The organism is Jidongwangia harbinensis, from assembly GCF_020216025.1.
In the GTDB taxonomy this organism is placed as follows: Bacteria; Actinomycetota; Actinomycetes; order Mycobacteriales; family Micromonosporaceae; genus Actinoplanes; species Actinoplanes harbinensis.
On sequence record NZ_JAIWNC010000004.1, the window covers coordinates 342,530 to 356,061 of the forward strand.

Genomic DNA, 13,532 nt, shown 5'->3' on the forward strand with positions numbered 1-13,532 from the left:
TTCGTCCCACCACAACTCCAAGATCGAGCGGTGGGGTCAGGCCTTGGGGATGTCGAAGAGCTTCGCCACCTGAGCCGCCAGGCCCAGGTCGCCCTTGGCCTTGATCTTGCCGGTCATGAACATCATCATCGGGTTGCCGTCGCCGGAGACCACCTTGAGGAAGGTGACCGGGTCCATGGTCATGGCCAGCTTGGGGTCGCGTACCGGCTGGTTGGTCACCGTGCAGGCGCCGTTCTCGATCACCGTCTCGTAGGTGTCGGTGCTGCCGCCGGGGCCGCCGGTGATGTTCCAGTGGATGACGGCCTGGGTGGCGCCGGCCCGGTCCGCGCGGAACAGCGTGGGCATCCGGCCGAACACCTCGTCGAGGATCTTTCCGCGTGCGTCGGACGACATGACCTCGGCGATCTTCGCGTCCGGAGTGGACTTGACCAGCTGTGCGAAGTCCTTCGGGCCGATCGAGGCGAGCGACTCGGCGTTGAAATCTGTCATCGGTGGACCTTTCGGGATGAGCGCCAGACCTACTGGTGAGTAACCCTAGCGACAACGTGGTCTTCGCGCAGTGTGCCACTCCCAAAGAACTGTTGGACAGTCGGGAGTGCCGGTCCTAGACTCCCCAACATGTCTTTGGGAGAGAGCCGGCAGGCGGCGCTGCGGGCCATGGCACACCCGCTCCGGCTCCGGATCATGTCGCTGCTCACCGGCGCGCCAATGACCGCGGCTGAGGTCGCCCGCGAACTCGGCATCACCCACGCCAACGCCAGCTACCACCTAAGGAATCTGCTGGCCGGAGGCATGATCGTGCCGGCCGGCGAGGAGCGGATCCGGGGCGGCGTGGCCAAGCGCTACCGGTACGACGGCGACCGCGACGAGGCGAACGAACGGGCCCGCGGGCCCCGCCCCGACGAGGAGAACCAGGCAATCTTCCTCGCCGTGGCGGGCGAACTGTCCCGGCGCACCGGCCACGCCCGGTGGAGCCAACCGAAGTCGATGGCGGACGCCGAACTGTGGCTCGACCCGAACGAGTGGCGGGAAATCCGCCACCAGGTGTCCGAGGCGGCCCGGGCGCTGCACCGCGCGGCCCGGCCGCCACGGACCGCGGGCACGATCCGCACCTCCACGACGATCGCGATGTTCGAGATGGAGCCCGAGGCATGATCCGTGAGACGCTCGCGCCCCTGAGACTCGCCGGTTTCCGGATGCTCCTCGCCGGCCGGACCATCAACGCGTTCGGCAACGCGTTCGCACCGCTGGCCCTGGCGTTCGCCGTGCTGGACCTGACCGGGTCGGCCACCGACCTGGGCGTGGTGGTCGGTGCGCGCACCCTGGTGAACGTCGTCTTCCTGCTCTTCGGTGGCGCGCTCGCCGACCGGTTGCCGAAAAACCTGCTGATGGTCGGGTCCGCGCTCGCCGCGGCCGTCACCCAGGGGATCGTGGCCACGCTGGTGCTGACCGACACCGCCACGGTGCCGCTGCTGCTCGGGTTCGGCGCGGTCAACGGGATGGTCAGCGCGCTGTCCATGCCGGCCTCGTCCGCGATCGTCCCGCAACTGGTCCCGGCCGACCTGCGGCAGCAGGCGAACGGGCTCGGCCGGCTGGCGTTCAACGGCGCGGCCATCATCGGCGCGCCGATCGGTGGCGTGGTGGTGGCGTCCGTCGGCCCCGGCTGGGGCATCGTGGTGGACGCCGCGACGTTCCTGCTCGCGGCGCTCTGCTTCGCGCTGGTACGCATCCCGGCGACCACCGCGCCGCCGTCCACGACACCGCCGGCGACCACCGCGCCCCCGCCCACGACACCGCCGGCGGCCACCGAGGCGGACCAGCCGGCGGGCGCGCTGATCGGTGCGGAGCAGACCGCCGGTGAGCCGGTGGCCCCGCCACCTGCCCGGCCCAACATCCTCACCGACCTGCGTACCGGATGGTCGGAATTCATCGCCCGCACCTGGCTCTGGGTCGTGGTGGCCGGCTTCTGTGTGGTCAATGCGGCGCTGAGCGGCGGGTTCATGGTGCTCGGGCCGGTGATCGCGGACCAGACGTTCGGCCGCCAGGCGTGGGGTTTCGTGCTGGCCGCGGAGACCGCCGGCATGATCATCGGCGCGGTCCTGGCGATGCGGGTACGGCTGCGCCGGCTGCTGTTCTTCGGCGTCGTGTGCACCGCGTTCGAGGCGCTCCCGCTGCTCACCCTCGGCGTCTTCCCGCACGTCGGGGTGATGCTCGCGGCGGGTTTCATCGCCGGGCTGGCCATCGAGCAGTTCGGCATCGCCTGGGAGACGACGATGCAGGAGCACGTGCCGGCGGACAAGCTGGCGCGGGTGTACTCGTACGACATGGTGGGCTCGTTCGTCGCCATCCCGGTCGGGCAGACCCTGGCCGGGCCGGTCGCCGAGGCGGTCGGCGTCGAGGCGACCCTGATCGGCGCGGCCGCGCTCATCGTCCTCGCCGTACTCGGCATGCTGACCAGTCGCGACGTCCGTCACCTGCGTCATCGGCTGCCGTCGAAGGACCCGGCGGCCATGGAAGAATTGCCGGCGTGACCGTGCCGAACGTGCTTGCCGCCCGCTATGCCTCCGCCGACCTCGCCGCGCTCTGGTCCCCGGAGGAGAAGATCCGGATGGAGCGGCGGCTCTGGCTCGCCGTGCTGCGCGCGCAGCGCGACCTCGGCGTCGCGGTGCCGGACGGCGTGGTGGAGGCGTACGAAGCGGTCGTCGACCAGGTCGACCTGGCGAGCATCGCGGACCGCGAGCGGGTCACCCGGCACGACGTCAAGGCGCGCATCGAGGAGTTCAGTGCGCTGGCCGGACACGAGCACATCCACAAGGGCATGACCTCCCGCGATCTCACCGAAAATGTCGAGCAGCTGCAGATCCGGGCCTCGCTGGAGCTGATCCGGGACCGGGTGGTGGCCGCTCTGGCCCGGCTCACCGCGCTCGCCGTGGAACATTCCGGACTTGTCATGACCGGTCGCTCGCACAACGTCGCGGCGCAGGCCACCACGCTCGGCAAGCGTTTCGCGTCGGCGGCCGAGGAACTGCTGATCGGGTACGAGCGGCTGGACGACCTGATCGCGCGTTACCCGTTGCGCGGCATCAAGGGCCCGGTCGGCACCGCCGCCGACCAGCTCGACCTGCTCGACGGCTCGGCACCCGCGCTGGCCGAGCTGGAGGCGAAGGTCGCCGCCCACCTCGGGTTCGCCCGGGTGCTCAGCAGCGTCGGCCAGGTGTACCCGCGGTCGCTCGACTTCGACGTGGTCTCCGCGCTGGCCCAGATCGTCGCCGGGCCGTCGTCCCTGGCCACCACGATCCGCTTGATGGTTGGCCAGGAACTGGTCACCGAGGGCTTCAAGCCGGGCCAGGTCGGCTCGTCGGCGATGCCGCACAAGATGAACACCCGCTCGTCGGAACGGGTCAACGGGCTCGCCGTGATCGTCCGGGGCCACCTGTCCATGGTCGGCGAGCTGGCCGGCGACCAGTGGAACGAGGGCGACGTGTCCTGCTCGGTGGTCCGCCGGGTCGCGCTGCCGGACGCGTTCTTCGCCACCGACGGGCTGTTCCAGACGTTCCTCACCGTGCTTGACGAGTTCGGCGCGTACCCGGCGGTCATCGCCCGCGAGCTGGACCGTTTCCTGCCGTTCCTGGCCACCACGAAGATCCTGGTGGCGGCGGTCCGCAAGGGCGTCGGCCGGGAGGTGGCCCACGAGGTGATCAAGGAGCACGCGGTGGCCGTCGCGCTGGCCATGCGGGAGAAGGGCGCGCCCGACAACGATCTCTTCGACCGGCTGGCGGACGACGGCCGGCTGCAGCTGTCCCGGGCCGAGATCGACGCCCTGGTCGCGGACCGGGCGGCGTTCGTGGGTGCGGCCGATGCCCAGGTGCAGGCGGTGGCCGACCGGGTCGGTGCCGTCCTGGCCGCGCACCCCGGGGCGGCGACGTACGCCCCGGCACCGATTCTCTGAGCCGGTGCCGCCGGGGAGCGACGGAGATCGTGCACGTCGCGCCCCGGCGGACCCTGGTCAGACCCCGGAGACCGAGGAGATCCAGGACCGGTTGTAAGCGACGCTGCCGTAGTACTGCGCGCTGGTGCCGTTGGCGGTGGACGCCACGCCCACCTGCGCGCCGTTGTAGACCTGCGGGCCACCCGAGTCGCCGCGCCAGGCGTTGCCGTTGATCCGGGTGCTGCCGATCGCCCGGCCGCCGTACGCATCGCTCTGGTTCGTCGAGGTCACCTGCACCGTGGCGGTCTTCAGCGTGGTCGACGCGCTGCACCCGCTGTAGCAGGTCATGCCCCAGCCGTAGATCGAGTTGGTCGAACCCACCGGCGGGTACGCGCTGGACAGCGGCATGTAGGTGGTGGACACCGAACTGCTCAGCCGCATCAGGGCCAGGTCGTACCGGGTCGAGGTGGAACTCACCGTACGGGTGACCCCGCCGGACGAGCGGTTGACGCTGCCGATCCGCACTGACATGGTGCCGCTGATGCAGTGCCGTGCGGTCAGCACGTAGTTGGCCGAAATGACGGTGCCGGAGCAGGTGAAGCTGCCGTTGCTGAGGACGGCCGCGGCCCACGGAGCCGACGACACGGTGCTGCCGCCGATGATGTTGTCGGGGCCGTCGGGAACGGCGGTGGCCGCTGCGGGGATGGCCACGGCGCCGGTCAGGGCGGCGGCCAGAGAGGCGACGACGATGCGGATGCGCACGCCGGGCTCCTTCCGAGGTCGGTCGACGCTCCGGGCGGCAGGGGGGTACACCATCCGGTTGAGCTGCGTCGAACTTGGTCGGCTGACCGTATGCGCAGGTCGGCAGCGTGCCTACAACTCAATTGACACCTATCACGGTGTGATGGTCACCGACGTTCCTTGAAGTGTTGACGAAAGGCAGGGGTGCGGAGTGTCCGACGTCACCGCCGAATCCGCTGCTCCGAGGTCGTTTCCGTCAGCCTGCCGACACCTGCCGATGGCTCGATCGGGAACCCGACAGGGTAGGCTTCGGCTGCTCGCCCCTTCTAGGGGCACCCAACTGCGCACCTACAGTCAGGAGTGCCCGTGGCTCGCGTCGTCGTCGACGTCATGCTCAAGCCGGAGATCCTCGATCCGCAGGGCCAGGCGGTCGCGAACGCGCTGCCCAGGCTCGGCGTCACCGATATCTCCTCCGTCCGTATCGGTCGCCGTATCGAGATCGAGTTCGCCGGCGAACCGAACCTCGAGACCGCCCGGGAGATCGCCGACAAACTACTCGCCAACCCCGTGATCGAGGACTTCCAGATCCACCTCGACGACACCGTGGCCGAGGGCGTGTGACCATGCGCATCGGTGTGGTGACGTTCCCCGGATCGCTGGACGACGGCGACGCCGCCCGCGCGGCGCGCATCGCCGGCGCGGACGTGGTCCGCCTCTGGCACGGCGACCCCGGCCTGCAGGGCGTCGACGCGGTCGTCCTGCCCGGTGGCTTCTCCTACGGCGATGCGCTGCGGGCCGGCGCGATCGCCCGGTTCGCACCGGTCATGGAGACGGTCGCCGACGCGGCGCGCGGCGGACTCCCGGTGCTCGGGATCTGCAACGGCTTCCAGGTTCTCTGCGAGGCCCACCTGCTGCCCGGCGCGCTCACCCGCAACCAGCACCTGCACTTCCGCAACCGCGACCAGTTCCTGCGCGTCGAGTCGGCCTCGACCGCGTGGACCAACCAGTTCACCGAGGGGCAGGAGATCCTCATCCCGGTGAAGAACGGTGAGGGCTGTTTCGTGGCGGACGAGCGCACGCTCGACCAGCTCGAGGCGGAGGGCCGCGTGGTGGCCCGCTACACCCGGGGCAACCCGAACGGATCGCAGCGCGACATCGCCGCGATCACCAACGAGGCCGGCAACGTCGTCGGCATCATGCCGCACCCGGAACACGCCGTGGAGGCGCTGACCGGGCCGTCGCTGGACGGCCTGGGCTTCTTCACCTCGGTCCTGCGGGCCCTGGCCGGGGCGTCCGCGGGTGGCCAGCTCGCAGGGGGACACCACTGATGACCACGCAGCCCGACACGGCCACCACCGGCGCCACCGCGCCGCGGGCCGTGCCGAACCAGCCGCCGGCCGCGGCCTCGCCGTCCGGCAAGCCGTCCGGCTTCGCCGCCACGGACGTGCTGGTGAACGAGTTCGACGGCGGTCCGGACACCGTGCAGCGGGCGCTCAACACGCCCGGCGAGCTGCAACCGCACACCGAACTCGGGCTCAAGGACGACGAGTACGACCGGATCCGCCAGATCCTCGGGCGCCGGCCCACCGCGTCCGAGCTGGCGATGTATTCGATCATGTGGAGCGAGCACTGCTCGTACAAGTCGAGCAAGGTCCACCTGCGGCAGTTCGGTGAGAAGACGCCGCCGAACACCCGCATGCTGGCCGGCATCGGCGAGAACGCCGGCGTCATCCAGATCTCCGACGAGATCGCGGTGACGTTCAAGGTGGAGTCGCACAACCACCCGAGCTTCGTCGAGCCTTACCAGGGTGCGGCGACCGGCGTCGGCGGCATCGTGCGCGACATCCTCGCCATGGGCGCCCGCCCGGTCGCGGTGATGGACCCGCTGCGGTTCGGCGCGGCCGACCACCCCGACACCGCCCGGGTGCTGCCCGGCGTGGTCGCCGGCATCGGTGGCTACGGCAACTGCCTGGGCCTGCCGAACATCGGCGGCGAGATCGTCTTCGACCCCTGCTACCAGGGCAACCCGTTGGTCAACGCGCTGAGCATCGGTGTGCTGCCGGTGGCCCGCCTGCAGAACAAGGCGGCGGCCGGGGTCGGCAACGTGGTGGTGCTGCTCGGCGCCCGCACCGGCCGGGACGGCATCGGCGGCGTCTCCGTGCTGGCCTCCGCCACGTTCGACGAGGGCGCCGCGGGGCGCCGGCCGTCGGTGCAGGTCGGCGACCCGTTCATGGAGAAGCTGCTCATCGAGAGCTGCCTCGAGCTGTACGACGCCGGCCTGGTGGTCGGCATCCAGGACCTCGGCGGCGCCGGCCTGACCTGTGCCCTCACCGAGACGGCCGCGGCCGCCGGCACCGGCATGCGGGTCTACCTGGAGCGGGTGCCGCTGCGCGAGGCCTCGATGTCGCCCACCGAGATCCTGGCCAGCGAGTCGCAGGAACGCATGCTGCTGATCGTCGCGCCGGAGAAGCTCGACCAGGTGCTGCGCGTCGCCGAGAAGTGGGGCGTGTGGGCCACCGCGATCGGCGAGGTCACGCCGAGCGAGACCGAGGGCCAGCCCGGCCGCCTGGTGATCAGCTGGAACGACCACGTCGTGGTGGACGTGCCGCCCGGCTCGCTGGCCGACGACGGCCCGGTCTACGCCCGCCCGATCCGGGAGCCCGCCGACCTGATCCTGCTGCAGGCCGACCGCGCCGAGACGCTGCCGCGACCGTCCACCCCGGACGAGCTGCGCGCCACCGTGCTGCGGATGGTCGCGTCGCCGAACCTGTGCGACAAGAGCTGGGTCACCGAGCAGTACGACCGGTACGTCCTGGGTAACACCATCCTGGCGCAGCCGGAGGACTCCGGCGTGCTGCGCATCGACGAGCGCACCGGACTCGGCGTCGCCCTGTCGGTGGACGGCAACGGCCGGTACGCCCGCCTCGACCCGTACGAGGGTGCGAAGCTGGCGCTGGCCGAGGCGTACCGGAACGTGGCCGTCACCGGCGCCGAACCGGCCGCGGTCACCGACTGCCTGAACTTCGGTTCGCCGGAGGACCCGGCCGTGATGTGGCAGTTCGCCGAGGCCGTCCGCGGCCTGGCCGACGGCTGCCAGGAACTCGGCATTCCGGTCACCGGCGGCAACGTCAGCTTCTACAACCAGACCGGCGCGGCCGCCATCCACCCGACCCCCGTGGTCGGCGTGCTCGGCATCCTCGACGACGTGGCGCGGCGGGTGCCGATGGGCTTCCCGCCGCCGCCCACCGCCGAAGGCGACCTGCTGTTCCTGCTCGGCGACACCGAGTGCGAGCTGTCCGGTTCCGAGTGGGCCTGGGTCACCCACGGCCACCTCGGCGGCCGACCGCCCAAGGTGGACCTGTCCCACGAGAAGGCACTGGGTGCGCTGCTCGCCCGGGCCGGTCGGGCCGGTCACGTCAGCGCCGCGCACGACCTGTCCGACGGCGGGCTCGCGCAGGCCCTGGTGGAGAGCTGCCTGCGCCGCAACATCGGCGCGCGGATCACGCTGCCCGAGCACGAGGCTCCGTTCGTGTACCTCTTCAGCGAGTCGGCCGGCCGGGTCGTCGCGGTCGTGCCGCGCGGGCACGACAAGGCGTTCGTCGCGCTGGCAGCCGAGCACAACATCAGCTGCACGGCGATCGGGGTAACCGCCGAGGAGCCGGTGCTGGAGGTGGACAACCAGTTCGCCATCCCGCTGGACGAGCTGCGCACGGCGTACACGTCGACGATGCGGGAGCTGTTCGGCGGCCCCGCCGAGCAGGCGACCCCGGCCGTCGCCGGCCCGGCCACCACGGCCGCCGAGGCGGTACGCACCGAGCCGGTGGCGACCGCGGGTTCCGCGTCGGTGACCGGCCTGACCGAGTCGGCGGGCGTCACGCCCCCGGTGGCCGAGGCCGGTACGGCTGCGCCGGTCACCGAGGCCGGTGCGGCAGCGCCGGTATCCCAGGCGGGTGCGGCTGCGCCGGTTACCGGGGCCGGTGCGGTAGCGCCGGTTGCCGAGGCGGATGCGGCTGCGCCGGTCGCCGGGGACGTGCCGGTCACGCCGACCGATGGGCTGCGTGACACCGCGGTCGGCTCGGTCACCGCGACCGATGCGCTCGGTGACGCTGCCGTGCGGTCGGTCACGTTGGAGATCAGCGAGCCGTCGAAGCCCGTCGGCGACGAGGTGGTGGCGGAGGTCGACCCGGAGCCTCGTCCCGGGGTGACCGCGGCGGCCCGTGCCACAGTGCCGGGTGCGTCTGGGCCGGGTGCGTCTGGGCCGGGTGCGTCCGAGCCGGGTGCGTCCGAGCCGGGTGCGTCTGGGCCGGATGCGTCTGGGCCGGCAGCGTCCGCCGCCGGCACGGACGCCGGTGAGACGTCGTCCGCGGACGAGGCGGCGTCGTCCGAGGCGGACCGCCCGGACGCGGCACCGGACAACTTCCCCACCGCCGATCTGCGGTCCATGCGGAAAGCGGAAGACGACAAGGCCTGACCTAGTGTCAGCGCACCATCGCGGCCCGGGCTTCGGCCCGGGCCGCGATGCGTTCGCACTCTCCCGGCGCGACCGCAGCCACCCACTCGAAGATTGTGGACGGTGCGCGGACCGGCTGCCGCAGCGGAGACGGTGAAGGCCGGCTCCCGGAAGGGGAACCGGCCTCGACCGATTGAGCTGTCTGGCGGGCGGGAGACCTAGTCGTCGAGCCAGTCGAGCGACCGCCGCTGACCCGGATGTCCCGGTTCCTGCGGCCGCGGCTGTCCACCGTGGCGTCCGCCGCCCTGCTCGCCGCCGCGGTAGCCGCCCTGTTCGGGGTACCCGCCGCCGTAGCCGCCCGGCTGGGGCGCGCCACCGGGCTGGGCTCCGCCGCCGTAGGTCCCGCCGGCGCCCGGTTCGGGTGCCCGGCCGTATCCTTCCGGCCGGCCGTACGTGGCGCGCGGGTCGTAACCGCCCGGGTCGCCGCCGTAGCCGCCGCCCTCGTAGCCGCCACCGCCACCGGCCGGCGCCGCGGGTGCGCCGTAGGTGCCGCCGGCCGGCGGAGCGGCGTAGCCGTCGTCGGCGTACTGGTCGCCGCCGTAGCCGGCACCGCCACCGTAGGTGCCACCGGCGGCCGGCTCGTCCCACTGGCCGTACGTACCCTGGTCGGCCGGCTGCTGCGGCTCGCCGTACCCGCCGGCCTGGTAGCTCGTGGCACCGGTGGGTTCCGGCCGGCCGCGACCGGCCGGCGGGTACTCCGGCTCGGGCGGGTAGCCGCCGTAGTTCTGGTCCTCCGGGCGGTACATGCCGGTCGGTTCGTCGTAGCGCGGCTGGGCCGCCGCGGCGCCGCCGTACGTGCCGGTGGCCGCGGGTGCGCCGTAGGCCGGCTGTGGCTCCGCGCCGTACCCGTCGTCGTAGTCGGGCGCGCCGTACTGCTGGCCGCCGGCGTATGCACCGTTGGGCGGGGGTGCGCCGTAGTTGCCGGCTTGCGGCGGTGACGCGGGCGCGCCGTACGGGTCGGGGAACTCTTCCTCGGCCGGCACCGGGCGGTGCAGCATGGTCGGTGCGTCCGCCAGCGACGGTCCGACGCCCAGGTCGGCCACCATGGTGGCGTCGTTGGCGCGTCCGCCGACCGGCGCCGCCATCCGGGTCGCGTCGTCGCCGTAGCGGCCCGGCCCGGCGGGCGGCACGCCGAGCGGCTTGTCGCCGCCGTCCGGGTCGTCGCCGTTGTCCTTGCGGCGCATCAGCACCAGCACGATGGCGCCGATGCCGGCCGCGACGAGCAGGCCGCCGAGGATGATGAACAGCATCGAGCCGCCGCCGTCGTCCGCGGAGTTGTTCGACGCCGCGTTCGGGTCGATCGTCGGCGCCTGGGTGGCGTCGTCGGCCGCTTCGTCCTCGTCGTCGAGCGTCTCGGCGCTGGCCTTCGCGCTGGGCGTGGCGGACGCGGACGGCGACGGTGCGTTCTTCGACACCAGGGTCAGCGTGGCGGTGACGGTCTTGCCGGCCGATCCGCGCACGCTCACCGCGGCCGGGTCGTAGCCTTCCTTGGCCGCGCCGACGGAGATGCTGCCGGGGACGATCGGCCGGTTGTCGGACGAGGTGAACTCGTAGCCGCCGTCGCCGTTGCTCGTGGTGTCGTACTGGTTGCCGGCGCTGTCCTTCATGAGCACCTGGGCGTTGGCGACCGCCTTGCCGTCGCCGTCCTTCACCCGGCCGGAGACCTGGCGGACCTGCTTGGGCTTGTCCGGGCCGGCGACCGTGATCTCCTCCGACGCGGTGCCGGTCTCGTTGTTCAGCCGTGCGGTGACCTGCACCCGCACCGTCTTCTCCTCGCCGGCGTCGACATCGCCGGCGGAGAGGTTCGCGGTGAAGCTCCGGCTCTCGCCGGCCGGGATCGTGGTCCGCGGGGAGCAGTCACCGCTGCACGTCATCCCGGTGACATTGACCCGCACCGCTCCCGGGAGGGTGGGGTTGTTGTTGGTGTTCGTGACGGTGTACTTGATCGTGGTGCGCTCGCCTGGTCCGAGGTCGGTCGACGACACACTGTCGATGCTCACCGTGGGTGGCCGGGCATGCGCCGGTGCCGCGGCGACGGCGATCGTGCCGCCCACCAACGCCAGGAACGCACCGGCCTGGACAGCCCGGGCTCGTAGGTGCGTTGTCACGTCCACCGCCTTCCGGTCGCTCGGTCCCCGGCGGCTCACGTTGCCCGGTAGATCCGGTCGACAAATACACCGTCGGCCACTATGCCCTGTCCCGGGTCTCTTGCGCGACCCAGGGCCGCCGGGTTATCTCACAGGATCGGGTCGTATCGTCCCGGCGTGTCCCCTGCGCACAATAAATCCGAGTCTGTGAACCACGCGTTGGACGCGCTGGACCGTGGCGCCGAACCTGACCGTGCGGTGCTCCGCGACGCGGTCCGCGCGCTCCTCGCTGAGCTGGCGCGACGCGCGCCGGGCCGATCGGTGGAGGTACGGATTCCGCCTTTCGGTGCGATTCAGTGTGTCGCCGGTCCCCGGCACACCCGTGGCACACCGCCCAATGTGGTCGAGACCGATCCGATCACCTGGCTGCTCCTCGCCAGCGGACGTCTGAGCTGGGTCGACGCGGTGGCCGGCGGGCGCGTCCGGGCCAGCGGAATTCGCACCGATCTGACCGACCACCTGCCCGTACACCCCGCCGATCCGGGTGAATGACGCCGTGCCGTCCCCGGGTGCCTCGCGTACACTGGTCCGTCGGAGCAGGCCCAGCATGTTCGAGCCGCGTGGTTCGAGCACACCAGCATGAGGGAGCAAGCCAAGTGCCCCGAGGCGACGGCCGTTTGACCGACGATCTCGACCCCCAGGAGCGTGGCCCCCAGGATGCCTGCGGTGTCTTCGGTGTCTGGGCACCGAGGGAAGAAGTTGCCAAACTCACCTACTTCGGGCTTTTTGCTCTCCAGCACCGCGGCCAGGAAGCCGCCGGCATTGCGGTGAGTGACGGCTCCGGCGTGGTGGTGTACAAGGATCTCGGCCTGGTCTCCCAGGTCTTCGACGAGCCGACGCTCGCCAGCCTGCGTGGCCACCTGGCGATCGGGCACACCCGATATTCGACGACCGGCGGCTCCAACTGGGAGAACGCCCAGCCGACCATCCGGGCCACCACGGCCGGCACCACGATCGCGCTGGCGCACAACGGCAACCTGGTGAACACCGCCGAGCTGGCCCGCGAGGTCGCCGAGCGCGGCCTGGAGTCGGACCGCGGCGCCACCTCCGACACCGCCCTGGTCACCACGTTGCTGGCCAGCCGGCCCGACCTGTCGGTCGAGGCCGCGGCGCTGGAGGTGCTGCCCCGGCTGCGCGGCGCGTTCAGCTTCGTGTTCATGGACGAGACCACGCTGTACGCCGCCCGCGACCCGCAGGGCGTCCGTCCGCTGGTCCTCGGCCGGATGGAACGCGGCTGGGTGGTGGCCAGCGAGACCGCGGCGCTGGACATCGTCGGCGCCAGCTTCGTCCGTGAGGTGGAGCCGGGCGAGATGCTCGCGGTCGACGAACACGGGCTCCGTTCCGCCCGGTTCGCCGCGCCGGAACCGAAAGGCTGCCTCTTCGAGTACGTCTACCTTGCCCGTCCGGACACCACGATCGCCGGCCGCAACATGTATGCGGCCCGGGTGGAGATCGGCCGCCGGCTCGCCCAGGAGCACCCGGTCGAGGCGGACCTGACGATTCCGGTACCGGAGTCCGGCACGCCGGCCGCGATCGGGTACGCCGAGGCCTCGGGCATCCCGTACAGCGCCGGCCTGACCAAGAACGCGTACGTCGGGCGTACCTTCATCCAGCCCTCGCAGACGATCCGCCAGCTCGGCATCCGGCTGAAGCTGAACCCGCTGCGCGAGGTGGTACGCGGCAAGCGCCTGGTCGTGGTGGACGACTCGATCGTCCGGGGCAACACGCAGCGTGCCCTGGTCCGGATGCTGCGCGAGGCCGGGGCGCTCGAGGTGCACGTCCGGATCTCCTCGCCGCCGGTGAAGTGGCCGTGTTTCTACGGCATCGACTTCGCCACCCGCGCCGAACTCGTCGCCAACGGCCTGGACATCGACGGCATCCGCCGCTCGATCGGCGCGGACAGCCTCGGCTACGTCTCGCTGGATGGGCTGGTGCAGTCGACCGAGCAGCCGAAGACACGACTCTGCATGGCCTGCTTCGATGGTCAGTACCCGATCGAGCTGCCGGCCGGCAACCTGATCGGCAAGCACGTCCTCGAGGGGGTCGGCAAGCGCGCCACGTTGCCGGACGCGAACGGCCAGGAGGCCGCGGTCGCCGAGTTGGAGACCGAGTACGACGCCCGCGAGTATCCGGACGGCGAGGCACGACCGCTCGTCGGCACCCCGGGCGGCGTGGACGCCCTGCACCACCCGTAAGAGCCGTACCA

General features: G+C 71.7%; 10 protein-coding genes and 1 pseudogene. 8 read left to right on the plus strand and 3 right to left on the minus strand.

Annotation, left to right across the window (positions count from 1 at the left end; translation table 11 throughout):
• Positions 1 to 36: 36 nt before the first annotated feature.
• Positions 37 to 489 (minus strand): SCP2 sterol-binding domain-containing protein, encoded by a 453-nt coding sequence (locus LDL48_RS08320; RefSeq protein WP_225254433.1) that lies wholly within the window; start codon positions 487 to 489, stop codon positions 37 to 39.
• 129 nt (positions 490 to 618) lie between these two features.
• Between LDL48_RS08320 and LDL48_RS08325 the strand changes: the two genes are divergently transcribed.
• Genes LDL48_RS08325 through purB form a run of 3 tightly spaced genes read left to right on the plus strand, consistent with a single transcriptional unit; the run spans position 619 to position 3,949 of the window.
• Positions 619 to 1,155 carry an ArsR/SmtB family transcription factor gene (locus tag LDL48_RS08325; protein WP_225254434.1) on the plus strand — a complete coding sequence of 179 codons (537 nt, stop codon included), beginning with the start codon at positions 619 to 621 and terminating at the stop codon, positions 1,153 to 1,155.
• Positions 1,152 to 2,531: an MFS transporter gene (locus LDL48_RS08330; protein WP_225254435.1), complete on the plus strand. Its 1,380-nt coding sequence runs from the start codon at positions 1,152 to 1,154 to the stop codon at positions 2,529 to 2,531. Before LDL48_RS08325 ends, LDL48_RS08330 begins: the two co-directional genes overlap by 4 nt.
• Positions 2,528 to 3,949 (plus strand): adenylosuccinate lyase, encoded by a 1,422-nt coding sequence (gene purB, locus LDL48_RS08335; protein ID WP_225254436.1) that lies wholly within the window; start codon positions 2,528 to 2,530, stop codon positions 3,947 to 3,949. The genes LDL48_RS08330 and purB overlap by 4 nt, the downstream gene beginning before the upstream one ends.
• 57 nt (positions 3,950 to 4,006) lie before the next feature.
• On the opposite strand, the gene LDL48_RS08340 is transcribed toward purB, so the two are convergent.
• A complete protein-coding gene (locus LDL48_RS08340; RefSeq protein ID WP_225254437.1) occupies positions 4,007 to 4,690 on the minus strand; it encodes a S1 family peptidase in 684 nt (227 codons plus the stop codon).
• Positions 4,691 to 5,035: 345 nt separating this feature from the next.
• On the opposite strand from LDL48_RS08340, the gene purS reads away from it, so the two are divergent.
• The 3 genes and pseudogenes from purS to purL form a co-directional block, all read left to right on the plus strand.
• Positions 5,036 to 5,290, plus strand: a complete 255-nt coding sequence (gene purS, locus LDL48_RS08345; RefSeq protein WP_225254438.1) for a phosphoribosylformylglycinamidine synthase subunit PurS — start codon at positions 5,036 to 5,038, stop codon at positions 5,288 to 5,290.
• Complete coding sequence (purQ, locus tag LDL48_RS08350) at positions 5,287 to 5,997, plus strand: phosphoribosylformylglycinamidine synthase subunit PurQ (RefSeq protein ID WP_225254439.1); 711 nt, start codon at positions 5,287 to 5,289, stop codon at positions 5,995 to 5,997. The genes purS and purQ overlap by 4 nt, the downstream gene beginning before the upstream one ends.
• Positions 5,997 to 8,522: pseudogene (gene purL / locus LDL48_RS08355) on the plus strand (phosphoribosylformylglycinamidine synthase subunit PurL); the annotation flags it as partial. The gene purQ and the pseudogene purL, both read left to right, overlap by 1 nt.
• A gap of 815 nt (positions 8,523 to 9,337) precedes the next feature.
• Here purL and LDL48_RS08360 read toward each other — a convergent pair.
• Positions 9,338 to 11,287 (minus strand): carboxypeptidase regulatory-like domain-containing protein, encoded by a 1,950-nt coding sequence (locus LDL48_RS08360; protein ID WP_225254440.1) that lies wholly within the window; start codon positions 11,285 to 11,287, stop codon positions 9,338 to 9,340.
• A 156-nt stretch (positions 11,288 to 11,443) separates the two neighbouring features.
• Here LDL48_RS08360 and LDL48_RS08365 point away from each other — a divergent pair, with 156 nt between their 5' ends.
• A complete protein-coding gene (locus tag LDL48_RS08365; protein WP_372472068.1) occupies positions 11,444 to 11,818 on the plus strand; it encodes a sterol carrier family protein in 375 nt (124 codons plus the stop codon).
• Positions 11,819 to 11,922: 104 nt separating this feature from the next.
• Positions 11,923 to 13,521 (plus strand): amidophosphoribosyltransferase, encoded by a 1,599-nt coding sequence (gene purF / locus LDL48_RS08370; protein WP_225254442.1) that lies wholly within the window; start codon positions 11,923 to 11,925, stop codon positions 13,519 to 13,521.
• Positions 13,522 to 13,532: the final 11 nt, after the last annotated feature.

What these genes read in the sequence shown, in the direction of transcription:
- LDL48_RS08330 (WP_225254435.1), top strand. Translation starts at nt 1,152, where the DNA reads ATGATCCGTGAGACGCTCGCGCCCCTGAGACTCGCCGGTTTCCGGATG.
- LDL48_RS08325 (WP_225254434.1), top strand. Translation starts at nt 619, where the DNA reads ATGTCTTTGGGAGAGAGCCGGCAGGCGGCGCTGCGGGCCATGGCACAC.
- LDL48_RS08320 (WP_225254433.1), bottom strand. Translation starts at nt 489, where the DNA reads ATGACAGATTTCAACGCCGAGTCGCTCGCCTCGATCGGCCCGAAGGAC.